Origin of the sequence: Kitasatospora sp. NPDC098652, assembly GCF_044760155.1 — a bacterium.
Lineage (GTDB): Bacteria > Actinomycetota > Actinomycetes > Streptomycetales > Streptomycetaceae > Kitasatospora.
Genome location: NZ_JBIWAQ010000001.1, coordinates 552,332 through 578,445 on the forward strand (window position 1 = coordinate 552,332; position 26,114 = coordinate 578,445).

Consider the following 26,114-nt stretch of genomic DNA (forward strand, 5'->3'; position numbering starts at 1 on the left):
TCCTTTGGACGGGCGAGATCGGTGTGATCATGTTCATATCGGGCGGGGGAACCGAACCGCACCGGGAAGATCCGCGCCCTGACCGGGGGCTTCGCACCGCACCCCCGGCGGCCTACCGCCACAATGGCGCCATGAGGTTGATCCACACCCTGATCGGCGTGCTGCTGCTCCTGCTCGTCGTGGGCAGCATCCTGCGCACCCTGGTCGTCCCCCGCGGGCTCTACTCGGCCCTGGTGTTCCGGCTCTGGGCGCTGCTGCGCACCGTACTGCGGCTGTGGGCCACCCCCTTCGGCACCTACCGGGCCCAGGACCGCGCCCTGACCTGGCTCGCCCCGCTGGTGCTGCTCGGCATGCTCACGGTCTGGCTCAGCGGGATGCTGCTCGCCTACACCCTGCTGCTGCACGGCACCTCGGAGCTCAGCTGGTCGATCTCCATCCGGGAGGCCGGCTCCAGCCTCTTCACCCTCGGCTACGCGAGCGGCGAGCGCCTGCAGCTGTCCGCGATCGACTTCATGGCCGCCGCCAGCGGCCCGCTGGTGATCGCCCTGCAGATCGCCTACCTGCCCACCCTGTACGCGGCCTACCAGCGGCGCGAGACCGAGGTGACGCTGCTGCAGTCCCGGGCCGGCGAACCCGCCTGGGGCCCGGAGCTGCTCGCCCGACAGTCCCTGGTCGACACCGAGACCGCCCTCCCCCAGCTCTACCGCGACTGGGAGCGGCTGGCCGCCGACATCGGCGAGAGCCACTCCAACTACCCGGTGCTGCTGGCCTTCCGCTCCCCCCAGCCCAACCGCAGCTGGGTGGTCGGGCTGATCGCGGTGATGGACGCCGCCGCCCTCCACCTCGCCCTCTGCCCGCAGTCCGCCCCGCCCGAGGCCCGGCTGGTGATCCGGGCCGGCTTCACCGCGATGCGCGACATCGGCCGCTCGCTGCGGATCGACTTCGACGCCGACCCGGCCCCGGACACCCCGATCCGCCTCAGCTACGCCGAGTACCTGGGCGCCGTCGCGATGATCTCCGCGGCGGGCTTCCCGCGCGAGCGCCCGGTCGAGGACGCCTGGCGGCACTTCCGCGGCTGGCGGGTCAACTACGAGGCCCTGGCCTACGAACTGGCCCGCCGCGGCGACGCCGTCCCCGCCCTGTGGACCGGCCCGCGCGACTTCCGCGCCCCGGTCATCCCGCCGGCCCGCCCCACCGACCGCCGCCCGGAGTCCGCCGCGCCCGGCCTGCCGCCGGCCTGAGCGATCGCGCCGGCCCGAAATTCCCGGCGGGCGCCGGAACGGGCCGGTACACTCGAACGCAGTACGTGCCGATCAGGAGCAGAGAGTAGGGAGGTGGGGTTGATGACCGCGTCGAAGGCCGCCGTGCGCAGCGTCCGGGTCTCCCTCGCGTCCCGGGCCGCGGCCTAACCCTGCCCTGTCCTGCCCCGCCGGGAGCGTGAGCCCGCGGGGCGCCACACGTACCCCTCCCAGGAACGGAATCCCCGTACCGCCATGCGCAACTGGATCACCCGCGCCGAGACCGGCGCCGACATCCCGACCGTTCACGCCGTCAACGCCGCCGCCTTCGACACCCCGGCCGAGGCCGACCTCGTCGACGCGCTGCGCGCCGACCCCGCCTGGATCGACGGCCTGTCCGTGGTCACCACCGACGGCTCCGGCACCGTGGTCGGCCACGCCCTGCTGACCCGCTGCCACATCGGCGACGTCCCGGCCCTGTGCCTGGCCCCGGTCGCCGTGCTCCCCGCGCACCAGCGGACCGGCGCCGGCTCGGCCGCCGTCCGGGCCGCCCTCGACGCGGCCCGGGAGCGGGGCGAGCGGTACGTCGTCGTCCTCGGGCACCCGGGCTACTACCCGCGGTTCGGCTTCACCCGGGCCTCCACCCACGGCATCGGCCTGACCATCGACGTTCCGGACGCGGCCGTGATGGCCCTCGCCCTCGACGCCGACCACCCGCTGCCCGCCGGTACGGTCCGCTACCCGGCGCCGTTCGGCATCTGACGGACGGATGGCGGTGGCGGGCACCCCGGTGCCCGCCACCGCGCCCAGAGCACTCGATCCCGGCTCAGACCGCGACCGGGCCGCCGTCGGCCAGCGACCGCTCGGCGCCCGCCAGCACCTCCACCACCCGCAGGCCGAAGTCCGCCCCGCAGGGGTGCGCCTCGCCGGAGGCGGCGGAGGCCAGCAGGGCGTCCACCGCCCGGTGCAGGGCCACCGTGGGGCCCTCGCCGCGCTCGGGCAGCCGGGCCACCCCGTGCTCGCCGCGCAGCTCCATCGCGACGCCGCCGCCCGCGCGCGGGGCGGTCAGGCTCAGCGCCAGCGTGCTGGAGGCGCCGCCGGCGTGCCGGAGCACCAGGTGGACGGTGTCCAGCGGCCCGGCGACGGCCGTGACCTCGGTCGCGTCACCCAGCACCGGCAGCAGCACGGACAGCGCGTGCGGGCCGACGTCCCACAGCGCGCCCTTGTCCCGGCGCCAGGGCGAGGCCGCGTACGGGCTGGTGCTGCCCGGGGCGAACACCGAGCCGAGCCAGTCCGAGCGGCCGGTGAACCAGCCGCCGAGCCCGGCCTGCCGCTCGATCCACGGGATCTGCTCGCCGCCGAAGCGGACGGTGAAGAACACCACCGAGGCGAGGCGGTGGGTGCGCACCGCCTCGGCCACCGCCCGGGCGTCCGGCACCGTGAACGCGACCGGCTTGTCCAGCAGCAGGTGGCAGCCGGCCCCGGCGGCCCGGACCGCGAGTCCGGCCTGGACGGACGGCGGCAGGGCGATGGAGACGGCGTCCACCTCGGCCAGCAGCCGGTCGAGGTCGCCGTACCCGGGCACGCCGTGCGCGGCGCCCAGCGCCTCGGCGGCCTCCGGACGGCGGCCCCAGACGCCGGTGAACTCCAGCCCGGGGTGCTCGGCGAGCACGGGTGCGTGCACCCGCTCCGCCCAGGTGCCGGTGCCCAGCAGTCCGATCCGCACGTTGTCTCCGTTCCTCGGTGTGCCGCGCGGGCCGGGCGTCCGGCTGCCGCAGCCGGGCGCGTTCCCGCAGGTCAGCCCCGAGCGTAGCGGCAGCTCGGCTGCGCCCGCGGCGGGGCGGGCGGCTCGGCGCGGGCGGCTCGGCGCGGGCAGGCCCGGTGCCGGCGGGGCCGGTGCCGGCGGGGCCGGGCACAACGCGAAGGAGCCGACCCGCGGCCTGGCCGTGGGTCGGCTCCTTCGCGGCCGCCCCCGGTGGGCGGCCGTACGGTGTCACTCGGCGACGGGCGCCTTCGCCGACGCCGCGGCAGTGCCGGCCTCGGCGGCCGCTGCGGCCTCGGCCGCCTCCTCCGCCTCGATCCTGGCGTGGGTCTTGGCCGCACGGCGCTTCATCACCCAGGCCGAGATCGCCCCGATCACCACGGCGGCCGCGAGGCCCGCCCAGGAGAACCGGGACAGCCAGGGCTCGATGGCCTTGCCGACCTTGTAGACCAGCAGGGTCGTGCCGCCGGCCCAGATCACGCCACCCAGCACGTTGGCGATCAGGAACTTCCAGTACGGCATCCGGAGGGCGCCCGCGAGCGGACCGGCGAAGATGCGCAGCAGGGCGATGAACCGGCCGAAGAAGACCGCCCACATGCCCCACTTCTGGAAGGAGCGCTCGGCGGTGGCGAGGTGGGAGGGCCCGAAGTGCTTGGGGAACTTCCGCCCGAGCTTCTCGAACAGCGGCTTGCCGCCCTTGCGGCCGATCGAGTAGCCGATCGAGTCGCCGATGATCGCGCCCGCGATCGCGCAGATCGCGATCCCCCACGGGCTCACCACACCCTTGACCGACATCAGGGACGCCGTGACCAGCGCGATCTCGCCGGGCAGCGGGATGCCCAGCGACTCGATCCCGATGATCAGGCCGATCAGGGCGTACACCGCGGTCGGTGGGACGCTCTCGATCCAGGCGTCGATGTGCAAGGCCAGTACCTCCGTGGCAGGTCGGTCCGGGGGTCGGCTCCCCGTGGAGCCGCACGCCCGTCCCGGCGGTTGTCCGATGGCGGCACCCTGGCCGCTCCCCCGGGGCGCAGCCTAACGTGCCGGGCGGCCCGTCCCCCTGGCCGATCACCCGTCGTTACGACGTACGCCCCGCCCCCCATAGTTCCAGGTCGACCGGCATTTCCTCAAGATTCGGTAAAACGCAGTGCGACGACCGACGGACGCTGCTTGATCACCCGCGCGAGCGGCAGCACGGCGCGCAGCAGGCCGCGCCCGCCCTCCGGGTACACCTCCCGCACGCCGGTGACCGCCGGGTGGGCCTGCGCCAGCTTGCCGAGCTCGTCGGCGTCCATGCCGAAGGGCATCGGCGGGGCCTGGTAGTGGCGGTCCCGCAGCTTCCCCGCCACGGCCCGGCGGGCGGCCCAGCGGGGCACCGCGTCCAGCACCAGCGCGCCGCCCGGGAAGCGCGCGGCGCAGGCGGCGATCAGCGCCCGGACCTCGTCCGGCCGCAGGTACATCAGCAGGCCCTCGGTGGTGATCAGCACACCGCGGGCCGGGTCCGGGTCGACCTCGTCCATCCAGCGCGGGTCGGTGGCCGAGCAGGCGAGGATCCGGTGGCGCTCGTCCGGCGGCAGCAGCTGTTCGCGCAGCCGGGCGGTCTCGGGCAGGTCGACGGACAGCCAGCTCGCCCGGCCGTTGTCGACCCGCCAGGCCTGGGTCTCCAGCCCGTCGCCGAGGCCGACCACGGTGCCCCTCGGGCAACGGTCCAGGAAGTCCGCGACCTCCCGGTCGAAGCAGGCCGCCCGCAGTGCCTGCAGCTGGCTCACCAGCGGCGACTGCCCGAACCGGTCGGCGAACGGGAAGTCGATCCGCTCCACCAGCTCCACCGCCACCGGATCGTGCAGCACCGTGTCGGGCCGCCGGGCCTCCACCGCCCGGTGCCACAGCGTCCACAGCGCCGTCTCCGGCACCTTCCCCAACTCCGGCCGTTCCCCGCCACCGCTCAACGCTCGCTCCTTCGGACGTGCACCGTGCTCCGGCATGAACCCGCCGATTCTGACACCCGCCCCGCGCCGCCCCTTCCGGCGACGCGCCGCGACGCGGAGCGGGACGTCAGTGGCGGAACACTCCAAGATCGACTCGTGATCGTTGTGCCCGGTGACGGCCGCTGCCCGGCTCCGTCCTGTTCCAGACTGGCAGCGCGCGGCGGCCCAGCCAGGCGCCGCCTCCGACTTCCGGCCCACCCAAGGACTGCCATCTTGAGCGAGCGCGTTCTCACCCCCCGCAACCGGGGGTTCCTCTTCCTCGACTCCCACCCGGCGGGCTGCGCGCGACTGGTGGCCGACCTGTGGCAGGACTGCCCGGACCCGGACCGACTCCCGGACGGCGAAGGGCCGGTGGCCCTGATCATCGGCTCGTCCGCCGGGTACGGCCTGGCGGCCACCGTCGCCGGGCTCAAGCGGGCCGGCATCCGCGGCATCCTGGTCTCCTTCGAGAAGGGCCCCACCGAGCGGCGCACGGCCACGGCCGGCTGGTACCGCACCGCCGCCACCGCCGAACTGGCCCGCGCCGCCGGGCGGGACGTGGTCCTCCTCAACGGCGACGCCTTCTCCGACGCGATGAAGGACCAGGTCGCCGAGCTGATCGAGCAGCGCTTCGGCGGCCGGCTCGACCACCTGGTCTACTCGGTGGCCGCGCCCCGGCGCACCGACCCCGACACCGGCGCCGGCTACGCCTCCGTCCTCAAGCCGATCGGCCGGGCCGACCGCACCAGGACGCTGGTCTTCGACGACCAGGGCCGTCCCGAGGTGCGCGAGGTCGAGACCGGACCGGCCGAGGGCGACGACATCGAGCAGACCGTGGCCGTGATGGGCGGGGCGGACTGGGAGCGCTGGATCGACCACCTCTCCGCCCGGGGGCTCCTCGGCGAGGGCTTCACCACCGCCGCGCTCTCCTACATCGGCTCCCCGCTGACGGCGGCGATCTACCGGCAGGGCACCATCGGCGCGGCCAAGGCCCACCTGGAGGCCACCGCCCGCACCCTGGACGAGCGGCTCGGCAAGGCGGTCGGCGGACGGGCCGTCACCTCCGTCAACGGCGCCGCCGTCACCCAGTCCTCCACCGCCGTCCCCGGCATCGCCCTCTACACCGGGCTGCTGCGCGGGGTCCTCGGCGCGGGCATGGTCCCGCCGGTGCACCAGCTCGCCACCCTGTGGGACCAGCTCACCGGCGCCACCCCGCTCCTCCTGGACGACGAGGGCCGGGTCCGGCTGGACGGCTGGGAACTCGCCGACGACGTCCAGGCGGCCGTCGCCGAACGCTGGGCGGCCGCCACCACCGACACCGTGGCCGAACTCGCCGACCTCGACTGGTTCCACGCCGAGGTCCAGCGCCTCTACGGCTTCGCCGTGCCGGGCGTCGACTACTCCGCCCCGGTGGCCACCGACGTCCCCTGGCCCGGCCCGGTGTCCTGACCCGGCCGGTGTCCTGAGCGCGGCCGGCTGTCCTGACCCGGCCGGGCGTCCCCAACCTGCCGGGCTCAGCCCACGCTGAACGCGCCGTCCGGCGGGGGCGGCGAGTCGGTGGCCTCGGCGTCGGTGACCGGGGCGGTCCGGCCGACCAGGGCGGCCAGCTCCGCACCGTCGGTGAGCCGGGCCGGGAAGATGTCGCCCGCCAGCAGCCGGGTCAGCTCCGCCACCGGCAGCGGCGCGGTGGAACCGGCCAGCATGATGTTGCCGTACCGGCGGCCGCGCAGCACCGGGGCCTCCGCCACCAGGCAGACGTACGGGAACACCGCCCGCACCGTGGCCGCCTGGGCCTTGGCGAAGGCCAGCGGCGGGCCGTCCGCCAGGTTGGCCGCGTAGCAGCCGCCCGGGCGCAGCGCCGCCGCGGCCAGCCGCAGGAACTCCACCGAGGTGAGGTGCGCCGGGGTGCGGGAGCCGTGGAAGACGTCCGCGATCAGCAGGTCCTGGGAGTCGGCGGGGGTGGCCGCCAGGGCCGCCCGGGCGTCGCCGACCGTCGCGGTGACGTCCGCGCCGGGGCCCTGCCAGGGCAGGTGCTCGGCGACCAGCTCCAGCAGCGGCCCGTCCACCTCCACCACCCGCTGCCGCGAACCGGGGCGGGTGGCGGCCAGGTAGCGCGGCATGGTGAGCGCGCCGCCGCCCAGGTGCAGTACGTCCAGCGGCCGGCCGGCGGGCGCCAGGGCGTCGGCGAGGTGGCCGAGCCGGCGGGTGTACTCGAACTCCAGGTGGGTCGGGTCGGCGAGGTCGACGTACGACTGCGGGGTGCCGTCCAGGGTGAGCAGCCAGCCGCCGTCCCGGTCGATGTCCGGCATGAGCTTGGCGAAGCCCAGGTCGGTGGCCCGCCCGACCGGCACCGGCTCGTCCACCGGCCCGTCCGCGCGCCCGTCCACCGGCCCGTCCGTCACGCGGGTTCCCCCACCGGGCGCACGTCCAGGTAGGCCGCCAGCCAGCGGTCCAGCTCGGCGAACACCTCGGTCCGGGCCTGCTCGCCGGACAGCACCAGGTCGTGCATGCCGCCCTCGATCCGCACCACGGTGACGTGCCGGCCCAGCCTGGGCCCCTGCGCGGCGATGTCGTCGGCGCGCAGCACCCCGTCGGCGTGGTGCAGGGCGTTGTGCCACTTGGTGGTGGAGACCGACCGGGTGGAGGCCATCAGCAGCACCGGCACGTCGATCCCCAGCCCGCGCCGCAGCTGCCGGTGCCCCTGGTGGATCGCGGCCAGCCAGCCCGCGTACAGCGGGAAGCCCTCGGCGGGCTTGAGGGCGAGGTCGAAGTCCCACTCGCCCTTGTGGTCCTTGTGCAGGCTGTGGGTGTAGTGCGGGTTCAGCGAGGACGGCAGGATCCGGGTCGGCTTCATCCGCCCGAGCGCCGTCACCACTGGCCCGCCCGCGGTCCGCACGGCCGCCCCGGCGGGCATCGACAGGAACGGGCTGTTCAGGAACAGCCCGTCCACCACCCCGCGCCCGGCCCGGCGGCCGGCCCACAGGGCCCCCACCAGCCCGCCGGTGGAGTGCCCGTTGAGCAGCAGCTGCCGGTGCCCGTCCACCTCCCGGATGATCCGCACCGCCTCGTCGATCTCCTCGTCGTACTCGGCGAGGTCGCGGACGAAGTTCGGCGACTGGTGCGGCCGCAGCGAGCGCCCGTACTTGCGCAGGTCCAGGGCGTAGAAGGAGAACCCGAGCGCGGTGTAGTGGTCCGCCAGGTTGGTCTGGAAGAAGTAGTCGTTGTACCCGTGGACGTACAGCACCGCCCGCTCCGCCCCCGGCACCAATCGCCGCACCAGCGTCGCGCAGACCGCGCCCTCGTCATCGGGCCGCAGCGTCAGCTCGGCCGCCTCGTAGGGGGCACCCAGGATGTCTTCCCGAAACTCCATCTGCCGCCGCACCCGTCCCTCTGCTCCGCCCGCCCTTCCGGCAGGTCACCACCGTTCCGCCCCCGACCATACCGGCCGGTAGCCCGGACCCGCGCGGCAGCCGCCCGGAAGCGCTCCGGGGCGGACGGCGCCAGGCCGACGTGCCGATGGTCGGCGGCTGGGGGCCGCCCGCACGGTCGCGGTCCCGGCCTGGACGACGGTGCCCCGGCTGTCGCCCTCGCGGATGCGGTCGGATGCCGTCGTGCACCGCGCAGGGGCAGCCGTCCGCGCTTCCCGGCCGCTTCGCGTGCGCCTGCTGTGCGCCGGTGCTCGTGTGGAACGCTTCCCGGACGGACACGGCGAGTTGGGGAGTCTGCATGCAGCACGGGCATATCGATCCGTCGCTCTACCGTTCAGCGGCCGAGGCGATCGCGGCACCGCCGGAGAAGCTGGCGTACGTGGCCGGGTTCGACCGGGCGGGCCGGCAGCCGGATGCCCTGCTCACGGTGGACACCGACCCGGCCTCGGCGAGCTACGGGACGGTGCTCAACTTCTCCGAACTGCCGACACTGGGCGACGAGTTGCACCACTTCGGCTGGAACGCCTGCTCCAGCGCGCTGGCGCACGCCTGCCACGAGAACCCGGAGCGGCGGTTCCTGCTCCTCCCGGGGCTGCGGTCGTCGCGGCTGCACGTGATGGACACCCGGCCGGACCCGGTGCGGCCGCGCCTGGTCAAGACGGTCGAGGCCAAGGAGCTTGCCGCCAGGGCGGGTTACTCGCGTCCGCACACCCTGCACTGCGGCCCGGAGGGCGTCTTCCTGTCCTGCCTGGGCGCGGGTGACGGCGGGGACGGGCCCGGCGGGGTGGCACTGCTGGACCACACCACCTTCGAGGTGCTGCGCCCCTGGGAGACGGAGCGCGGGCCGCAGCACTTCGCGTACGACGTCTGGTGGCACCTGGGCACGGGCGTGGGGGTGACCAGCGAGTGGGGCACCCCGTGGATGGTCGAGGACGGGGTGCTGCCCGAGCAGTTGCTCGCCCGCAAGTACGGGCACGCGCTGCACTTCTGGGAGCTGGGCACCGGTCGGCACCTCCAGCGGGTCGACCTGGGCGACCAGTACCAGATGGTGCTGGAGCTGCGCCCCGCGCACGACCCGCAGGCGGAGTGGGGCTTCGCCGGGGTGGTGGTGAACGTGGCGGACCTCTCCTCCTCGGTCTGGCTCTGGTACCGGGAGGGCCCGGCGTTCACCGCCCGCAAGGTGATCGAGATCCCGGCCGAGCCCGGCCGGGCGGAGGAACTCCCGCCCGTACTACGTCCGTTCGGGGCGGTTCCGCCGCTGGTGACCGACCTCAACCTGTCGGTGGACGACCGCTGGCTGTACGTGTCGGCCTGGGGCACCGGCGAGCTGTTCCAGTACGACGTGTCGGACCCGTTCCACCCCCGGCTCACCTCCTCCGTCCGCCTCGGCGGCGTCGCCGCCCGCACTCCGCACCCGGCCGAGCCGGGTCGGCCGCTGAGCGGGGCGCCGCAGATGGTGGAGATCAGCCGGGACGGGCGGCGGCTCTACCTCACCAACTCGCTCTACGGCGCCTGGGACGACCAGTTCTACCCGGACGGCATCGAACCGTGGATGGTCAAGCTGGACGCCGACCCGGAGGCCGGCGGTCTGAGCGTCGACGAGCGGTTCTTCCCGCACGGCGCCGACTTCCGCGGGCTGCGCGTCCACCAGACCCACCTGGCGGGCGGGGACGCCTCCTCGGACTCGTACTGCTACCGGTGAGCCCCGACGCTCGGCGGTCTACCGGCAGACCGCGCGGTCGAACCGGACCCGCTCCAACGGCAGCCCCGCCGCGAGGAGTTCGGAGCACACCGCGGCGATCATCCCGGCCGGGCCGCTGACCCAGCCGAGATGCCCACGGCGCCCGGCGCGGGCAGGGCGGAACGCCCCGCGCACCCGGTGCTCTCCCACCACCGGTGCGCGGGGCGCCGCGGGTGACTCCCGGCGAGCCCTCGCCCTCGGGCCGCAGCCCGGATACCGCAACCCGGATATCGCAGCCCGCCTACCGGAGCCCACGGGCCGCAACCCCCGGGCAGCAGCCCCCGACCCGCACCCCGCAGGCCAGTCGCCGCTGCCCGGAGGCCGCCGTCCTCAGACCCCGGCCGCCCCTGCTCCGGCCCCGGCCCCCGCCCGGCGCGCGGCGCGCCGGTCCTCCCGCCGCTGCCTCCCACGGCGCAGCGGCTGGTCGGGCACCCACCCGAAGGTCAGACAGGCGCCCACGACCCCGAGCAGCATCCCGATCAGGAAGCCGCCCAGGTTGGAGGTCACCCAGCTGCCCAGCGAGGCGAGCGCGGCGAGGATCGAGTAGAACAGCCGCTGGGTCGGGTTGAACAGGATCAGCAGGCCGCACAGCAGCATCACCGACGGCACCAGGTACCCGGCCAGGCCCACCAGTGAGATGTGCAGCAGGACGGGTAGCGGGGCCCACAGGGTGAGGAGGATCTCGGCGCCGCCGAGGGTCACCAGCAGCCCGCCCCAGAACGGCCGGTTACCCCGCCAGTCGCGCCTGACCGGGCCCGCGGGGCTCGCGGGCGCAGCGGTCGCGGCGGCGGCTCCGGCGGGAGCGACGGCCCCTGCGGGAGCTGCGGCGGGGCCGGCGACGGGGGCGGCGGTCGCGGGGGTGGCGGCGGCCGTCCCCGCGGCCACCTCCTCCTCGGTCCGCTCGGCGGCGCCCTCGCCGGTCGCGGCCGGCTCCGGTACGGACTCCGTCATGTTCAGCAGCCCTTGGAGCTGAAGCTCAGCCGGAGGTTGGGCAGCTTGAACCCGACGGCGGTGCTCGCGTAGTTGTGCTGGTTGAGGTTGGACAGCGTGACGTGGTCGGCCTGCTGGCCGAAGACGCCCGGCTGGCCCTTCCCGACCGGGCCGGCCTTGGTGTAGGTGCTGGCGTCGCCGCCGATCTCGATGTTCTTGAACTCCGCGTCGCCGGACAGCAGATCGGAGTCGGTGGTGAGGTCGGAGGCGGACACCGGGGTGCCCTTGTCGCCCGCGTGGATCACCAGGTTGACGCCACCGAGGTCGACGCTCTGGCACAGGTTGGTGATCTGGGCGGTCTTGATCGCCGACACCGCGACCAGGACCTGCCCGCCGGTGCTGCCGGCGTTGGGGCTGTCCGGGATCATCGAGTCCAGCGAGCCGAACTGGGCGAAGCCCTCGCCGTCGAGCTTGTCGGCGGTGATGGTGAACGGCATGCCGGAGATGGAGAACTGCGCGGCGAGCACGCCCTGGGCGGTGAGGGTCATCAGGATGCCCCCGACCGCGACGGCCGGTACGGCCATCAGGGCGGAGCGCTTCATGCGGACCCGTCCCCTTCTCCTCCCGGTCGGCGTCTGCGGGGTCTCCGCCGCGGCGGCGGCTTCCTCGGACATGGCCATGTGTGCTCCCTGTGGGTGGAATGGGTGTGCAGGCAGCTGGCACGTTGTCCTGGCGCGGACAGCGTTCCGCGCCCCGAGCGGGGCCGTCCGCCCCTCGGCAGCGGGGCGGGTCCGTTCGGAGCGCGTTGAGTAACTGGGAAGCTACTGCCCGGTATTCGCCGGGTCAATACGGGTGCACGAAGGATCTTCACCGATCCTCCGGGCCGGGCCCCCCAGTCGGTCGGCCGCTTCCTCCGGCCCGAGGAACGGCGCGACGCAGAACATGCTCAACACCGTTAGCAGATCCGGCAGTTCATCAGTACGACCGGAGGAGATCCGCCGGTAGACCGCACTGTAGACGCCGCCCACCACGGCGTCGACCATCTCCTGCACCCGTACTCCGCCCGGGAGTTGCGGCACCTCGGCGAAGAACGCCCGGAACCGGCTGAGCAGTTGTTCCCGCTCACGACGACCGGCCGGGCCGACCGCCTCGATCTCGATCACCGCCATGACCGCGAAGGACGGTGTACCGGCGAGGAGTTGGAGCATCGCGCCGAGCGCCTGCCGGATCCCGGAGCACCAGTCGGATTCGGCCGCGAAGGCCGCCGCCATCCGCCGGATCACCACCCCGGTGCCGTACCGGTGCGCGGCCAGGAAAGCGTCCTCCTTGCCGCTGAACAGCTCGTAGAAGACCGGCCTGGTCACGCCCGCCGCGCGGCAGATGTCGCTCACCGTGGCGTGCTGGTAGCCGCGTTCGGCCACCGTCCGGACCAGGCCGTCCAGCAGCCGTTCGCGCTGGGTCGCGGCGACCACCCCGGCGGGCTGCCGGCGCGGCCCCGGTTTGATCGACCTGGCCGGATCCCGGCCGGTCCGGGCACCCGGCAGCAGGATCAGGTCGGCACTCCGGAGGTGTTTGGGATCCATCACCAACTCCTGTGTCCTGTATTGACATTGACGTAACGCCGGGTTTACAACACTGCCAGGTTTCCAATCGGTCGGCGCGCAGGCCGCGACCGGTCGGATCCAGGGGGCTCCGACGGCCCCGGGCGAGCCGCCCGGACCGCCGGACCAGGGCGGGAGCCGGGCCCGCGGCGGTGGCAGCCGCCGACGTGCACCCCGCGAGACCGCACGTCCGCACGGCCCCGCGCCGTGCCGCCGTACCCGGACCGCCCCACCACGGAGCCACCGCACCAGCGTCGCAGCGCCGCACCAGTACCTCTGCACCAGTACCTCTGCTACCGCTGCACCGGTACCGCTGCACCGCTGCACGAACACCGTCGTACCCCAGGAGCGGGCCCGTGGCGCCGGGCCCGCCCGCACCCGTGGTCCGACAGAGCTCCCGGTACGCCATGCACCTCCCCCGTCGTGCACACCACCACACCCGCACGCCGGGATTCCCCCACCCGTCTCCGGACGGAGAGAGGCACCCTCATGCGCATCCGTCGCACGCTCGCAGCCGCATCCCTCGCCGCCTTCGCCCTCACCGGTGCCGCCGTCGCACCGGCCCAGGCCGCCTCCCCCGCCGTCCTCACCCAGGGCAGCGCCGGCGGCCCGGCCATCGCCGTCGGCGACACCCTGGTCGCCAACCTGGCGCCCGGCACCGCCGCGACCTTCACCAACGGCGCGGGCAGCACCAGCGGGGTGAGCTGTGCCAGCTCCTCCTTCTCCGCGACCGTGACGTCCAACCCGACCGCGCCCGGCAGCGCGACCGAGCAGCTCAACAGCCAGTCCTTCGGCTCCTGCACCTCCAACGTCATCGGCGTCCGGAGCGTGAAGAGCGTCACGGCCACCAGCCTGCCGTACACCAACACCGTCACCTCGGGCGGCGGCGCCTCGCTCAACGGCACCAGCGCCGGCCCGGTGGGCATCACCGTGGTCCTCAACACCCTGCTGGGCACCGTCAACTGCGTCTACCAGAGCCCCAGCGGCATCACCGGCTCCACCTCGAACACCGGCAACAGCATCAGCTTCTCCAACCAGGCCGCCAACCTGGTCTCCGGCCCCGGTCTGTGCTTCTCGACCGGCTACTTCAGCGCCACCTACGGCCCGGTCACCGACAGCTCGGTCGCCGGCAGCCCGGCCCTCTACGTCAACTGACGCCCCGGGCAAACGGATCCAGCCGAGCGGCGTACGGCGGGCAGCCGCCCCCGTACGCCGCTCCACCACCCGCCGTACGCCGCTCCACCGACCCCCGGGTCAACCCCCGGACAACCCCCGGACAACCCCCGGGACAAGCAAGTGACCGGCCGGTAAGGTGGCGCTGCGCGGGCCCGGACGGGACGGGCGCGGCGGACCGGAACGGGGCGGGTCGGATGACCAACGGCAGCAGCGACGGCAACACCACCGGCACGGGCTTCTTCACCTCGGTCGCGGACACCGCCGAGCGGCTCGCCGCGACCGGCTACCTCGCCTCCACCGCCGTGGCCACCACCGTCTTCCTGGCCGACCGGCTCGGCAAGCCGCTGCTGGTCGAGGGCCCCGCCGGAGTCGGCAAGACCGAACTCGCCAAGGCCGTCGCCGAACTGGGCGCGGCCCGACTGGTACGGCTGCAGTGCTACGAGGGCATCGACGAGGCCCGCGCGCTCTACGAGTGGAACCACGCCAAGCAGCTGCTGCGGATCACCGCCGGCCGCGACGAGGGCTGGGAGGAGGCCCGCGGCGACATCTTCGGCGAGGAGTTCCTGCTCACCCGCCCGCTGCTCACCGCCATCCGCGGCGAGGAGCCCACCGTCCTGCTGATCGACGAGATGGACAAGGCCGACGTCGAGGTGGAGGCGCTGCTGCTGGAGGTGCTCAGCGACTTCCAGGTGACCGTCCCCGAACTCGGCACCATCACCGCGACCCGCCGCCCCTTCGTCCTGCTCACCTCCAACGCCACCCGCGAGCTCTCCGAGGCGCTGCGCCGCCGCTGCCTGTTCCTCCACCTCGACTACCCGGACGCCGAGTTGGAGCGCCGGATCGTCCGGCTCAAGGTCCCGGGGCTGGACGCGACACTGGCCGAGTCGCTGGTCCGGGTGGTCGGCGCGCTGCGCGCGATGGACCTGCGCAAGGCCCCGTCGGTCGCCGAGACCATCGACTGGGCCCGCACCCTGCTGGCGCTCGGCGCGGACACCCTGGACGACGCGGTCGTCCGGGACACCCTCGGGGTGATCCTCAAGCACCAGGACGACGTGCGCAAGGCCACCCGGAAGCTCACCCTCGCGTGACCGCCCCGGGGGCCACCGACACCGCCGGCCGGCTGACCGGACTGGTCCGCGCCCTGCGCGGGCACGGCCTGCGGATCGGCCCGGCCGAGACCGTGGACGCCGCCGCCGTGCTCGACGTGCTCGGCTTCGCCGACCGGGAGCAGCTGCGGGCCGGACTGGCCGCCGCCCTGCTGCGCTCGGACGGCCAACGGGCGGTCTTCGACGCCGTCTTCGACCTGTTCTTCCCGCTCGGTGTCGGCACCCCCGAGGCCCTGCGCGGCACCGAACCCACGGCCGAAGCCGCAGCCGGATCCACGCCGGAGGCCCCGGAGCCGCCGCGCTTCGGCCGCCCCGACCCGCTCCGCGACCGCTTGCGCGAGCGCCTCGCCGCCGCCCTGGCCGCCGACGACCGGGCCGACCAGGCCCGGCTGGCCGGCGAGGTCATCGAGGCCTTCGGCCGGTACGGCACCGGCAGCACGCCCGGCTCGGACGGCTGGTCCGCCCACCAGGCGCTCGGCCGGCTGGCCCCCGAGACCCTGCTCGCCCGGATCCTCGCCGGCCTGCGGGACCAGGGCCCGGACGACCGCTCCGACCGCTCCGACCGCGACCTCGCCGACCGCGTCCTCGCCGACGAGATCCGCCGCCGGATCCGGGACTTCCGCGCCCTGGTCTCCGCCGAGGCCCGCCGCCGGGTCGCCGAACTGCGCGGCGCCGAACGGATCGCGGAGCGCGCCGTCGCCCCCACCGTCGACCGGATCGACTTCCTGGCCGCCGGCCGCGACCAGCTCGCCGAACTGCGCCGCACCGTCCACCCGTTGGCCCGCAAGCTGGCCACCCGGCTGGCCGCCCGGCGCCGCCGCGCCGCCCGCGGGCGGATCGACCTGCGCCGCACCCTGCGCCGCTCGCTCGGCACCGGCGGGGTGCCGCTGCGCCCGGCGTACCGGCTGCGCCGCCCGGCCCGGCCGGAGCTGGTGCTGCTGTGCGACGTCTCCGGCTCGGTGGCTGGCTTCGCCGACTTCACCATGCTGCTGGTGCAGGCGATGGGCGAACAGTTCAGCAAGGTCCGGGTGTTCGCCTTCGTCAACCGCACCGCCGAGGTCACCGACCTGCTGCGGCGGGGCGAGGGCGACCCGGCCCGGCTGGCCGCCCGCATCCTCGCCGAGGCCGGGGTGATGGGCTACCACGGCAACAGCGACTACGGCTCCGCCCTGGGCGAGTTCGCCGACCACCACCTGGCCGCCGTCGGCCCCCGCACCTGCGTGCTCGTCCTCGGCGACGCCCGCAACAACTACCGCGACCCCAACCCGGAGGCGCTGCGCCGGATCGCCGCCCGCGCCCGCCGGGTCATCTGGCTCAACCCCGAACGCCCCGACCTCTGGACCACCGGCGACTCCGCCGCCCCGGCGTACGCGGACGTGGTGGAGATGCACTCCTGCCGCAACGCCCGCCGCCTCGGCGAGCTGATCGGCCGCCTGCTACCCGTCTAGCGCACAGAACCCGAGGCCGCCGGCCCGCGCGCTGGGGGGCAGCGGCGGGCCGGCGGCCTCGGGTGGTCAGGCGGGTACCCGGCGTCAGCGGGTGGTGGGGATGAGGGTGGCGCAGAGCTCGCTCTGCGTCACGTTGCCCGACTTGGCGAGGTAGTCGAAGTACAGGCGGTCACCGGTCCTCGGGCCGACGATGCCGTCCGGCTGGAGGCTGCGGTTGGCCTGGAAGTCGGTCAGCGCCGTGTAGGTGGCCGTGCCGTACTTCCCGTCGACGTCGATGTTGTAGCCGGCGTCCCGCAGGCCCATCTGCACGCAGGCGACGGCGTCGCCGCGCTGGCTGGGCTTGATGTACGGAACGCCCGGGTCGGCGTGCGCGACCCCGCCGAGGGCGGCGACGGCGAGGCAGGCCGCGCCGGCGGTGACGGCACCGCGCTTGAACAGGTTCGAGAGCATGGAAGTCCCCCAGGTGGAGTTTCGAGTCGCCCGAGCCACCGTGGCAGGGGGCCGCACCTGGCGGGGCGACGGTCCCCGCTTCCGGGCGCGACTCAGGATCGACGGTCCGTCGGTCGTCCCACCAGGGGATGCGCGTCCCTGGGACGTCCCTCGGCCCGGGGCGGGCCCGCGGGCCTGCCCCGGGCCGAGGGGCCGTCAGCGGGCGCCGAGGTGGTCCGGGGCCGGGCGCGGCGCCGCGACGGGCCGGCGGGCGTCGGCGTCGGCACCGGGCGCGGTGGCCGGGGCGGGCCGCAGCGGCCACCAGAGGCCGCGGCCGAGCAGGGCGGCCAGGGCCGGGACGGTGACCAGCGAGAGCACCAGCGCGGAGAGCAGGATGCCGAGGGTCAGCGCAAAGGCGACCTGCTCGCTGCCCGGGGTGGTGGCCAGGGTCGCGAAGGAGCCCGCCAGCACCAGACCCGCGGTGGCAATGGCCGGGGCGGTGTACCGGACGGCGCGGGCCACGGCGGCGCGGACCGGACCGGGGCGGTGCATCTCCTCGCGGATCCGGTCGGTGATCAGGATGTTGTAGTCGGTGCCGATGGCGACCACGAACAGGAACAGCACCAGCGGGAGGGTGAAGGAGACGCCGGGCCGGCCCAGGCCGTGCTGGAACAGCAGGGTGGCGGCGCCGAGGGTGGCGGCGAACCCGAGGCCGACGGAGAGCAGCAGGGCGACCGGGGCGAGCAGGCTGCGCAGGAGCAGCAGCAGGATCAGCGCGATCAGGCCGGCCGCGACCGGGAAGACCACGCGCAGGTCGTGGTCGACGGCGGTGGAGATGTCGACCACGATCGCCGCGGCGCCGCCGACGTGGGCCTCGGTGCCGGCCGGGGTGTGCGCGGCGACCGCGGCGCGGACCGGCCCGGCGACCAGGTCGCGGGCCCGCTGGCTCTGCCCGTCGGCGTCGAGGAAGAGGTCGATCCGGGCGGCGCGGTGGTTGTCGGCGAGGACGGTACGGCCGACCTGGCCGACGCCCTCGGTCTTCTTCAACTCCGCGGCGAAGCCGTCGAACCGCTTGGCGTCCAGCGGGCCGCCGTCCTTGGCGACCAGGTACACGGTGGTCGGGTCGGAGATGCCGGCCGGCAGGGCGCGGCCGATCTCCGCCGCGGTGACCGCGGCCGCGGTGGTGGTGTCGTCGGGCTGGCTGTAGTCCATCTTGAGCCCCACCGCGCCGGCGGCCAGCGTGCCGAGCAGGACGACCGAGCCGAGCAGCAGCGCCAGCGGGCGGCGGGCGACGAGTTCGCCGAAGCGGGCCGCCACGCCGGGCTTCGGCACCCGCCGCAGGCTGCGCGAGGGCCAGAACATCCCGCGGCCGCAGGCGGCGAGCAGGGCGGGCATCAGGGTGAGGCTGCCCAGCAGCATCACCAGCACGGCGACGGCGACGGCCGGGCCGAGCGAGCGGAACTGGCCGAAGCTCGCCACGCCCAGCGTCGCGAAGGCGGCGACGATGGTCAGCGCGGCGCAGGTGATCGCGGTGCCGACCTTGGCGGACACCTCGGCGGCGGCCTGCCGGGCGTTCTGCTCGGGCCGGGCGCGCAGCTGCTCGCGGAACCGGAAGAGCAGGAACAGCAGGTAGTCGACGCCGATGCCGAGCAGCACGACGTTGATCAGACCGGGGGTGGAGGCGTCCAGCTTGAGCCCGGTGAGGATCGCCGACCCGGCCACGGCGCCGCCGGCCGCGCCGCCGACCATGGCGACCGCGAGCAGCGGCAGCAGGGCGGCCAGCGCGCTGCGGAACACCAGCACGTTGAGCAGCACGATCAGCCCGGTCAGCAGGGCGTGGCCGAGCACCGCCGTGCTGCGGTTGGCGTCGGTGGTGTCGGAGGCCTGGGCGAGGCCGCCGGTGAAGCCGGTGCGCATCCCGATCCCGTCGAACTGGGCGCGGGCCTGGTCCCGGAAGACCCGGTAGACGCTCTGGACGCCCTCGTCGGAGGAGTTTCCGGTCATTTCGACGGTGAGCAGTTCGAAGGTGCGGTCGGGCGCCATCGTGGCGGGGGCGACCCGGGGCGTCTGGGAGTGGTCGGGCACCAGGGCGGCCGGCTCGTCGGGCTTGCGGGGCATCACGACCCGGCGTTCGGCGAGCTTGCCGGCCCCGGCCTCGATCTGCTGCTGGTCGCCGGCGGTGAGCGGCTTGCCGTCGTGCCGGGCGACCAGCACGGTGACGGTGGTGGCGTCGGGCTTGACCCCGAAGTCCTGCTCGGCGATCCGCAGCGCCGCCGCCGAGTCGTAGCTGCGCGGCAGGAACTCCCCGGTCTGGGACTGGGTCACCCGGTTCATCAGCATCGGGCCCAGGAAGGTCAGCCCGATGCCCACCACCGCCCAGACGGCGATGACCTTCCAGGCGTGTCGGGTGGAGAACCCGGTCAGTGCGCGGATCACTGTTCCTCCGGTCGGTGGACGCGAACGTCGGCCTCGGCGCCGGGGGTTCCCGGCCTGTTCCAAGACCATCAGCCGCGGGGGTGCCGGGGCGTCGGGGCAGCGGAGGATCCGCCCGGGGGCCCGCGCTCCCCCGCCCTGGCCGGGACCGGGACCGTGGTCCTGGTCCGGGCCCCTGCTCCTCCGCCCGGGGGACCACGCCCGGACCGGCCGACCGATGCCAGAATGGGGGCGTCAGCGCTGGTCAGCCGGGAGGAACACAGATGGACGGGCCTCAGCGCCCCGGGGTGGACACGGGTACCGACGGACCGCCGGAGGAGTGGACGGGCCGCCTGCCGTGGACCCGGACGGACGCCCTGGTGGCCATCGGGGCCGGCACCCTGGACGTGCTCGGCTACCTGCTGCTCGGCCCGTTGACCGGCACCCGCAGCATGTCCGTGCCGGGCTTCGCCGTGATCGTCCTCTCCGGCCTGCCGCTGCTGGCCCGGCGCAGCCGCCCGGTGGCGGCCCTGGCCGTCGTCCTGGTGTTCCAGGCCGCGGCCGACCTGCTCTCCCCGATGGGCCCGCACTACGGAGCGGTGCTGGCCGTCGCGCTGTACTCGGTCGCGGTGAGCCGCGGCGTCCCGGTGACCGCGGCCGCCACGGTGGTGACGGCGGTGAGCACCACGCTGACCCAGCTGCGCTACGACGCCCCGATCTGGCCGCAGCTCATCTCCGACCCGGCGGCCGCCACCATGGTGGCCGGGGCCGGTCTGGCGGTGGCCCGCTGGCAGCGCGAGGTGGCCGACAACCGCCGGCTGCTGGCGGACCGGGCGGTTGCCGACGAACGCCGCCGGATCGCCCGGGAGCTGCACGACATCGTGGCCCACCACATCACCACCATGCAGCTGATGGCCGGCGGCGCCCGGGCCAACCTCGGGGACCAGGAGCTGGTCCGGGACGCCCTGGTCGTCCTGGAGTCCTCGGGCCGGCTGGCGCTGCGCGAGATGCGCCAGCTGCTGCACGTGCTGCGGACCGGGGACGAACCGGACGCCGCGCCACCGCTGCCCCAGCCCGGGGAGGCGGACCTGGAACGGCTCGTTGACGAGTCCCGGGTGGCCGGGCTGCCGACCGAGTTCACCGTCGAGGGCTCCCCGCGCCCGCTGCCGCCGACCCTCGGGCTGACCGTCTTCCGGATCGTCCAGGAGGGCCTCACCAACGCCCGCAAGTACGCCGGCCCGGCCCGGGCCACCGTCCTGCTCGCCTACCACCCGGACCGGGTGACCGTCGAGGTGCGGGACGACGGCGGCGGCGCGCCCCCGCCGGAGCCCACCGGCCGGGCCGGGTACGGCCTGGTCGGCATGCGCGAGCGGGTCGCCCTGCACGGCGGCACCCTGACGACCGGTCCGCAGCCGGGCGGCGGCTTCGCCGTGACGGCCGAACTGCCGCTGACCGACGCCGAATCGGCCGAGGCGGCCGTCCAGCACGGGCAGGTGGCGGCATGACGACCGACGGCACCGCCCACCCGGACGGCGCGGGCCCCGTGATCCGGGTGCTCGTCGTGGACGACCAGCCGCTGGTCCGCCGCGGTCTGTCCCTGATCCTCTCCCCCGACCCGTCGCTGACCGTGGTCGGCGAGGCGGAGGACGGCGAACAGGCCGTCGCCGCCGCCCTGCGGCTGCGCCCCGACGTCGTGGTGATGGACATCCGGATGCCCGTCCTGGACGGCGTCGGCGCGACCGAGCGGCTGGCCCGGGAGCTGCCGGAGTGCCGGGTGCTGGCGCTGAGCACCTTCGACATGGACGAGTACGTGGTGGCCGCGCTGCGCGCCGGTGCGCACGGCTTCCTGCCCAAGGACGTCTCCCCGGAGGAGCTGGGCTCGGCGATCCGGACGGTGCACGCCGGGGAGGCGGCGGTCGCCCCGCGGCTGCTCACCCGGCTGATCTCGGCCTACGTCCGGACGCCCGCCGCGGCCGCCCCGGCACCGCCGGCCGCCGTGCGGGCCGGTGAGCTCACGCCCCGGGAGGTCGACGTGTGGCGGCTGATCGCCACCGGGCTGGACAACGCCGCGATCGCGCTGGCGCTGGAGATCAGCCAGTCCACCGTGAAGAACTACATCACCAGCATCTTCGGCAAGCTGGACGTCCGGGACCGCGCCCAGGCGGTGATCGCCGCGTACGAGTCCGGCCTGGTCACCGCCCGTACGGGGGACGGCGACCGGGCCGGCGGCTTCGACTAGTCGAGGCTCCTGAGGAAGTCCAGCAGCGCCCCGGTGACCTCGGCCGGGCGCTCCTGCTGGGTCCAGTGGCCGGTGTCCGGCAGCCGGACGTGCCGGTGCAGGCGCGGGGTGAGCTCCTTCAACAGGTAGTCCAGCACCCCGGGCGGGATCATGGCGTTCACCAGGTCCTGCTCACCGGCCACGTACAGGGCGGGCACGTCGATCCGCAGGCCGGTGAAGGGCGCCATCAGCTCGTTGTTGCGGTCGATGTTGCGGTACCAGTTGAGCCCGCCGGTGAAGGCCCGCTCACCGTGCAGGGCGTAGTCGGCGGCGAAGGCGTCGAGGTCCGCGTCGGTGAGCCAGGCGGGCAGCCGCTCCGGTTCCGGGATGGTGTCCAGCAGGGTCCTGCCCTCGGGGACGACCCACGGCCGCGGCTCGCCGCCGGGCTGGAGGCCGCACAGCACGCGGCGCAGGCTGGACCTGACGTCGGCGGCCAGCTCGGCGTCCGCCCGGCCGGGCTCCTGGAAGTAGATCTGGTAGAAGCCCTCGCCGAAGTTCTCCCGCGCGGCCTGTAGCGTGCCGGGGCCGGCCGGCAGCGGCGGGACGCTCAGGCCGGCGACGCCCCGGACCAGGTCCGGCCGGAGGGCGGCGGTGCCCCAGGCGACCGGTGCGCCCCAGTCGTGGCCGACCAGCACGGCCGGTTCCCCGCCCAGTTCGCGGATCAGCGCGGTGACGTCGCCGATCAGGTGCAGCACGGAGTAGGCGTCCACGTCCTCCGGCTGCGAACTGCGGGCGTAGCCGCGCTGGTCGGGGGCGACCACCCGGTACCCGGCCTCGGCGAGCGGCCCGAACTGGTGCCGCCAGGAGTACCAGCTCTCCGGGAAGCCGTGCAGCAGCAGGACCAGCGGCCCCTCGCCCTGTTCCGCGAGGTGCAGCCGCACCCCGTTCACCTCGACGTGGCTGTGCTTGATCGCCTCGTTCAACTCCGGCTCCAGGTCCAGTCGGTGGTTCCTCTGCGACCTCCTGCCCGGCTCCACCGGCCGCCAATCCCGGCGGTTTCGCGGCCGGGACGGAGGGCACGGCAAGCAGCCGAGGCCGCCCCGGAACTCCGGGACGGCCTCGGCCTCAGGCTGGCGCGCTGAACTGGTTGAGCGTCAGTTCACCGTGTAGCTGTAGGGGATCGCCGCGAGCACCGCACCGGTGGTGCCGAGGCTGTTGTTGGCGGTCGGCACGAAGGTCGGGCCGGACACCAGGTAGAGCAGACCCTTGACCGTGCTGCCCTTCGGGCCGGTCGGGGTCACGGTCACCTGCAGCGAGCCGGTGGCGCCGGGGGCGACGGTCACCGGGGCGGCGGCCGGGGCCGTGGCGTTCACCGCGGCGGCGTACGGGTCACCGGTGCTGGAGGTCAGCGCCGGGTCGAACGCCAGGGTGTGCGCGGTGGCGCTGATGTTGGCGGTGCCCTTCGGCGCGCCGGCGGGACCGAACGGGCCGATCTGCTGGACGAAGGTGCCCCAGGCACCGGGAACGATCGGCTGCTCGGCGCTGCCCTTGGAGATGGCGACCGAGATGGCGGAGCCGTCCTGGGCCTTCTTGAGGTCACCGAAGAGGTCCGGCGAGGCGGTGGTGGCGCTCAGCTCGATCTGCGCCGGCGTCGAGGACGCCGCCACGGCCTTGAGCTGGTCGGTGCTCGGCGGCACCAGGAAGCTCGGCACCGAGGAGGTCAGGCTCAGCGGCAGGTTGACGCTGGCCGAGGCACCCTGCGGGACGAGCGGCAGGTCGACGCGCTTGTCGAGGCGGCCGTCGGCCGCGATCGACTGGGTGGCGACCGTGTTGTTGGTGTAGTCGACCTTGACGGTGACCGGCTTGCCGGCCGCCAGCTTCGTCTTCGGGTCGTTCGGCAGACCGGCCGCGGTGGCCTGGTTCTGGTTGAACGCGATGCTGCCGGTGAAGTCCTGCGCGAGCTGCTGGCCGCTGACCGGGCCGAGCACGTTCAGGACGAAGCGCCAGTGGCCCTCGGCCGGGTTGATCGTGGTGGCCGAGACGCCGTTGCCGGCGCCGGTCAGGTTGCCCTGGGCGTCGAACAGCGTGTTGCCCTCGATGTCGACCGGGGTGCCGTTCGGGCTGATCAGGGCGCCCTGCATGAACAGGTTGGCGTCCTTGCCGACGGTGACGCCGACCCGCAGGTCCTTCTGGCCCTTCGGGACGTCGAAGCCGTAGGCGAACATCTGCGTCGGCGAGGAGCCGCGGCCGTTGCCACCGGTGATGGTGCCGGTGAAGCTGCCCTTGCCGTCCTTGACCGGGACGAGGCTGCGCAGCACGACCGGGACGCTGGTGGTGTTGCCGTTCGAGCTGGAGACGAGGACCGCCTCGCTGCTGTCACCGCTGGTCGCCGGGGTGGTGAGCTGGACCTTGAGGGTCTTGGTCTCACCGGGCTTGAGCTCGGTGGTGTTCGGGCTCACCGCGCCGGCCGGGACCGCGCGCTGGGTGGAGGTGCCGAACTGGACGTCGCCGGTGTAGCCGGCCTTGCCCGCCGGGGTGTACATGATGGCGGTCCACTCACCGGCCACCGGGTGCGGGACGTCGACCAGGCCGAAGTTGGCCGGGGTGGCGCCGCCCTGCGGACGGGTGTTGGTCTCGAAGCGGCCCGACGGGTCGAGCAGCGTCATGCGGACCACGGGACCGTTGGTGACCGGGTTCGGGCCGCCGTGCCAGGCGATCGACGCCGCGAGGCGGTCGGCACCGGCCGGAACGGTGAACTTGACCTGCTTCTGCACCCAAGTGGCACCGTTGGTGGCGTACTTGAAGGTGTCGGTCGAGGCCGAGTCCAGCTTGACGACCTGCTGGTTGGTGGCCTGCGGCGCGAAGCTGCGGGTGGTGGCGCTCACCGACTGCGGCTCGTCACTGGTGTTGGTGACGGAGACGTCGGCGGTGTGGGTCGAACCGGGGGTGCCGGAGATGCTGACCTGGCCGGTGTTGACCACGACGGTGCGGGCACCGTCGGTGCCGTCGCCGTCGTCGTAGCCGCGGGCGGCCTCGACGGCGGCCCGGACGTTGAGCAGACCGGCGCCCTGCTCCTCGGCGGGGACGCCGAGGTCGGTGGCGGTGCCGGTGAGGAACTTCTTCACCAGCGCCGGGGACGGCGAGTCGCCGCCGTGGGTGTCGCGGTAGGCCTGGATGACCAGGGCCGCGGCACCGGTGACGAACGGGGCGGCCTGGCTGGTGCCGCCGAAGGGCTGGATGTTCGAGCCCTTGCCGTTGAAGTTGGTGCAGTCCGCGTACTTGGTGGTGTCGGCGGTGCACAGCGCCCAGTCCGACTCGCCCGGGGCGACCAGGTCGAGGGTGCGGCCGGCCATGGTGAAGCCGCCCGAGGAGAGCGCGGAGATCCGGCTGTTGCTCCAGGTCTTGTTGGAGAACTTGGAGGCCGCGTAGCCGGTCTGCTGGTAGTTCTGGTTGTCCGTCGACGCGCCGACCGAGATCACGTACGGGTCGGTGGCCGGGGTGCCGATGGTGCCGCTGATGCCGGCGTCACCGGTGGAGACGGCGACGGTGACACCGGCCTTGACGGCCTGCTCGTTGAAGAGCGCGATGGTGTCGTGGGCGCCGCTGTCCGGGGTGACGTTGCCACCGAAGGACTCGTTCAGCACGTCCACGTGGGCGACCCGCACCGCGTAGTCGATGGACTGCAGGATCGACGAGTTGGACATCATCTCGCCGCCGGCCTTGAGGGCGACCAGGTCGGCGTCCGGGGCGAGGCCGCGGATCTTGATGTTGCAGCCGGCCGGCAGCGGGTGCGAGGCGTTGACGAACTGCGAGACGTCGTAGGTCTGACGGCCCTGGGCGATGACCGCCGAGGCGTCGCCGAAGGCCTCGGCGCCACCGCTCGGCGCCTCCCAGCCCTCACCCGAGAAGTCCTGGTGGTCGACCACGGCGTGCGAACCGTCGGCCCGGATGAAGTCCGGGTTGTTCGGGTCGAGCGCGTCGGCGATGTAGGCGACCTTGACGCCCTTGCCGGTGGCCAGGTTCTCCACGCCGGGGTTGCCGTTGCCGCTGTAGGCCCGGACCGAGTAGAGGCCCTCGGGCTCCAGCAGCGGCTTGGACGGGTCGGAGGGGCAGACCGTGTTGGTCGCGTTCTCCTGGGAGCCCTGGCCGTTGCTGCCCGAAACGGCCTTCGAGGCGTCGCCGGACGTGCCGGAGGCCGTGGCCGCGGTGTCCGCCTTCTTGGCCGTGGTCGAGGCGACCGGGGCCACCTGGACCTGAGCGTCCGGGACGACGGCGGCGACCGCCGGGTCGGACAGCAGCGAGGCGCGCAGCGCCGGGCTGACCGTGGCGGAGAAGGCGTTGCCGACCACGAAGCTCTTGACGTTGGAGCCGCCGTTGGCCTTGACCTTGTCCAGCAGCGGCTTCTGCGCGCTGGCCGTCTTCTGCTGACGGGCGCCGAGGTGACCGTGGTCGGCCGGGGCGTCCGCTATCTGGTCCTTCAGGATCACGATCACCGGTGCCGGCGACCCGTCCGAGGACGCCGCCTGGGCGTTCTGCGGATCCTGGGTCGGGGCTGCGCTCGCGATGGTCCCGAGGCTCAGGACCATGGACGCGGCGGTGACGGTGACGGCGGCTGCTAGCTGGGTCTTGCGCCAGCCGATCAATGGACATCCTTTCGT

The 26,114-nt window shown here is 74.2% G+C and carries 21 protein-coding genes; 9 read left to right on the forward strand and 12 right to left on the reverse strand.

Features of this window, described 5'->3' with window-relative positions; all coding sequences use genetic code 11:
• Positions 1–131 precede the first annotated feature (131 nt).
• Positions 132–1,241 (forward strand): hypothetical protein, encoded by a 1,110-nt coding sequence (locus ACIQWA_RS02435; protein ID WP_402477095.1) that lies wholly within the window; start codon positions 132–134, stop codon positions 1,239–1,241.
• A 252-nt stretch (positions 1,242–1,493) separates the two neighbouring features.
• Complete coding sequence (locus ACIQWA_RS02440; RefSeq protein WP_402477097.1) at positions 1,494–2,000, forward strand: GNAT family N-acetyltransferase; 507 nt, start codon at positions 1,494–1,496, stop codon at positions 1,998–2,000.
• 64 nt (positions 2,001–2,064) lie between these two features.
• On the opposite strand, the gene ACIQWA_RS02445 is transcribed toward ACIQWA_RS02440, so the two are convergent.
• The 3 genes from ACIQWA_RS02445 to ACIQWA_RS02455 form a co-directional block, all read right to left on the reverse strand.
• Positions 2,065–2,964: a Gfo/Idh/MocA family protein gene (locus ACIQWA_RS02445; RefSeq protein WP_402477100.1), complete on the reverse strand. Its 900-nt coding sequence runs from the start codon at positions 2,962–2,964 to the stop codon at positions 2,065–2,067.
• Positions 2,965–3,231: 267 nt separating this feature from the next.
• Positions 3,232–3,924 carry a DedA family protein gene (locus ACIQWA_RS02450; RefSeq protein WP_402477102.1) on the reverse strand — a complete coding sequence of 231 codons (693 nt, stop codon included), beginning with the start codon at positions 3,922–3,924 and terminating at the stop codon, positions 3,232–3,234.
• A gap of 203 nt (positions 3,925–4,127) precedes the next feature.
• On the reverse strand, positions 4,128–4,949 hold the full coding sequence (locus tag ACIQWA_RS02455) for a class I SAM-dependent methyltransferase (RefSeq protein WP_402477104.1): 822 nt from the start codon (positions 4,947–4,949) through the stop codon (positions 4,128–4,130).
• A 252-nt stretch (positions 4,950–5,201) separates the two neighbouring features.
• Between ACIQWA_RS02455 and fabV the strand changes: the two genes are divergently transcribed.
• Positions 5,202–6,416: an enoyl-[acyl-carrier-protein] reductase FabV gene (fabV, locus tag ACIQWA_RS02460; RefSeq protein WP_402477107.1), complete on the forward strand. Its 1,215-nt coding sequence runs from the start codon at positions 5,202–5,204 to the stop codon at positions 6,414–6,416.
• A gap of 65 nt (positions 6,417–6,481) precedes the next feature.
• Here fabV and ACIQWA_RS02465 read toward each other — a convergent pair whose 3' ends face one another.
• The gene (locus tag ACIQWA_RS02465; RefSeq protein WP_402477856.1) at positions 6,482–7,330 is read right to left on the reverse strand and encodes a spermidine synthase; all 849 of its coding nucleotides are present in this window, start codon (positions 7,328–7,330) and stop codon (positions 6,482–6,484) included.
• Positions 7,331–7,365: 35 nt separating this feature from the next.
• On the reverse strand, positions 7,366–8,337 hold the full coding sequence (locus ACIQWA_RS02470) for an alpha/beta hydrolase (protein ID WP_402477110.1): 972 nt from the start codon (positions 8,335–8,337) through the stop codon (positions 7,366–7,368).
• Between the two features lie 356 nt (positions 8,338–8,693).
• Between ACIQWA_RS02470 and ACIQWA_RS02475 the strand changes: the two genes are divergently transcribed.
• Positions 8,694–10,097, forward strand: coding sequence for a selenium-binding protein SBP56-related protein (locus ACIQWA_RS02475; RefSeq protein WP_402477112.1), 1,404 nt, complete (start codon positions 8,694–8,696; stop codon positions 10,095–10,097).
• Positions 10,098–10,466: 369 nt separating this feature from the next.
• Here the strand turns inward: ACIQWA_RS02475 and ACIQWA_RS02480 are convergent, their stop codons facing one another.
• The 3 genes from ACIQWA_RS02480 to ACIQWA_RS02490 form a co-directional block, all read right to left on the reverse strand.
• Positions 10,467–11,087: a DUF6114 domain-containing protein gene (locus ACIQWA_RS02480; RefSeq protein ID WP_402477113.1), complete on the reverse strand. Its 621-nt coding sequence runs from the start codon at positions 11,085–11,087 to the stop codon at positions 10,467–10,469.
• Positions 11,088–11,089: 2 nt separating this feature from the next.
• Entirely contained in the window at positions 11,090–11,746 is a 657-nt protein-coding gene (locus ACIQWA_RS02485; protein WP_360230510.1) for a DUF6230 family protein, read from the reverse strand.
• Between the two features lie 141 nt (positions 11,747–11,887).
• Positions 11,888–12,649: a TetR/AcrR family transcriptional regulator gene (locus tag ACIQWA_RS02490; RefSeq protein WP_402477116.1), complete on the reverse strand. Its 762-nt coding sequence runs from the start codon at positions 12,647–12,649 to the stop codon at positions 11,888–11,890.
• A gap of 507 nt (positions 12,650–13,156) precedes the next feature.
• Between ACIQWA_RS02490 and ACIQWA_RS02495 the strand changes: the two genes are divergently transcribed.
• The 3 genes from ACIQWA_RS02495 to ACIQWA_RS02505 all read left to right on the forward strand — a co-directional run bounded on the left by ACIQWA_RS02495 (position 13,157) and on the right by ACIQWA_RS02505 (position 16,397).
• A complete protein-coding gene (locus tag ACIQWA_RS02495; RefSeq protein WP_402477118.1) occupies positions 13,157–13,822 on the forward strand; it encodes a Tat pathway signal sequence domain protein in 666 nt (221 codons plus the stop codon).
• Positions 13,823–14,037: 215 nt separating this feature from the next.
• Positions 14,038–14,931: a MoxR family ATPase gene (locus ACIQWA_RS02500; protein WP_360230504.1), complete on the forward strand. Its 894-nt coding sequence runs from the start codon at positions 14,038–14,040 to the stop codon at positions 14,929–14,931.
• Complete coding sequence (locus tag ACIQWA_RS02505) at positions 14,928–16,397, forward strand: VWA domain-containing protein (RefSeq protein WP_402477120.1); 1,470 nt, start codon at positions 14,928–14,930, stop codon at positions 16,395–16,397. The genes ACIQWA_RS02500 and ACIQWA_RS02505 overlap by 4 nt, the downstream gene beginning before the upstream one ends.
• 84 nt (positions 16,398–16,481) lie before the next feature.
• Here ACIQWA_RS02505 and ACIQWA_RS02510 read toward each other — a convergent pair whose 3' ends face one another.
• Both ACIQWA_RS02510 and ACIQWA_RS02515 read right to left on the reverse strand, forming a co-directional pair.
• A complete protein-coding gene (locus ACIQWA_RS02510; protein ID WP_402477123.1) occupies positions 16,482–16,847 on the reverse strand; it encodes a peptidoglycan-binding protein in 366 nt (121 codons plus the stop codon).
• Positions 16,848–17,042: 195 nt separating this feature from the next.
• Positions 17,043–19,262, reverse strand: a complete 2,220-nt coding sequence (locus ACIQWA_RS02515) for an MMPL family transporter (protein ID WP_402477124.1) — start codon at positions 19,260–19,262, stop codon at positions 17,043–17,045.
• Positions 19,263–19,522: 260 nt separating this feature from the next.
• Here ACIQWA_RS02515 and ACIQWA_RS02520 point away from each other — a divergent pair, with 260 nt between their 5' ends.
• Positions 19,523–20,743: a sensor histidine kinase gene (locus ACIQWA_RS02520; protein WP_402477126.1), complete on the forward strand. Its 1,221-nt coding sequence runs from the start codon at positions 19,523–19,525 to the stop codon at positions 20,741–20,743.
• Positions 20,740–21,477: a response regulator gene (locus ACIQWA_RS02525; RefSeq protein ID WP_402477129.1), complete on the forward strand. Its 738-nt coding sequence runs from the start codon at positions 20,740–20,742 to the stop codon at positions 21,475–21,477. Before ACIQWA_RS02520 ends, ACIQWA_RS02525 begins: the two co-directional genes overlap by 4 nt.
• On the opposite strand, the gene ACIQWA_RS02530 is transcribed toward ACIQWA_RS02525, so the two are convergent.
• Together ACIQWA_RS02530 and ACIQWA_RS02535 are read right to left on the reverse strand one after the other, a co-directional pair.
• Complete coding sequence (locus tag ACIQWA_RS02530; RefSeq protein ID WP_402477131.1) at positions 21,474–22,439, reverse strand: alpha/beta fold hydrolase; 966 nt, start codon at positions 22,437–22,439, stop codon at positions 21,474–21,476. The two genes, ACIQWA_RS02525 and ACIQWA_RS02530, sit on opposite strands and share 4 nt — an antisense overlap.
• 171 nt (positions 22,440–22,610) lie before the next feature.
• Positions 22,611–26,099: a S8 family serine peptidase gene (locus ACIQWA_RS02535; RefSeq protein WP_402477134.1), complete on the reverse strand. Its 3,489-nt coding sequence runs from the start codon at positions 26,097–26,099 to the stop codon at positions 22,611–22,613.
• Between the last annotated feature and the right edge of the window lie 15 nt (positions 26,100–26,114).

Bases quoted from the DNA above. Each gene is read 5' to 3' on its own strand.
- ACIQWA_RS02485 (WP_360230510.1), bottom strand. From the start codon at position 11,746: ATGGCCATGTCCGAGGAAGCCGCCGCCGCGGCGGAGACCCCGCAGACG.
- ACIQWA_RS02490 (WP_402477116.1), bottom strand. From the start codon at position 12,649: ATGGATCCCAAACACCTCCGGAGTGCCGACCTGATCCTGCTGCCGGGT.
- ACIQWA_RS02510 (WP_402477123.1), bottom strand. From the start codon at position 16,847: ATGCTCTCGAACCTGTTCAAGCGCGGTGCCGTCACCGCCGGCGCGGCC.
- ACIQWA_RS02525 (WP_402477129.1), top strand. From the start codon at position 20,740: ATGACGACCGACGGCACCGCCCACCCGGACGGCGCGGGCCCCGTGATC.
- ACIQWA_RS02435 (WP_402477095.1), top strand. From the start codon at position 132: ATGAGGTTGATCCACACCCTGATCGGCGTGCTGCTGCTCCTGCTCGTC.
- ACIQWA_RS02440 (WP_402477097.1), top strand. From the start codon at position 1,494: ATGCGCAACTGGATCACCCGCGCCGAGACCGGCGCCGACATCCCGACC.
- ACIQWA_RS02495 (WP_402477118.1), top strand. From the start codon at position 13,157: ATGCGCATCCGTCGCACGCTCGCAGCCGCATCCCTCGCCGCCTTCGCC.
- ACIQWA_RS02475 (WP_402477112.1), top strand. From the start codon at position 8,694: ATGCAGCACGGGCATATCGATCCGTCGCTCTACCGTTCAGCGGCCGAG.
- ACIQWA_RS02500 (WP_360230504.1), top strand. From the start codon at position 14,038: ATGACCAACGGCAGCAGCGACGGCAACACCACCGGCACGGGCTTCTTC.
- ACIQWA_RS02480 (WP_402477113.1), bottom strand. From the start codon at position 11,087: ATGACGGAGTCCGTACCGGAGCCGGCCGCGACCGGCGAGGGCGCCGCC.
- ACIQWA_RS02470 (WP_402477110.1), bottom strand. From the start codon at position 8,337: ATGGAGTTTCGGGAAGACATCCTGGGTGCCCCCTACGAGGCGGCCGAG.
- ACIQWA_RS02520 (WP_402477126.1), top strand. From the start codon at position 19,523: ATGGACGGGCCTCAGCGCCCCGGGGTGGACACGGGTACCGACGGACCG.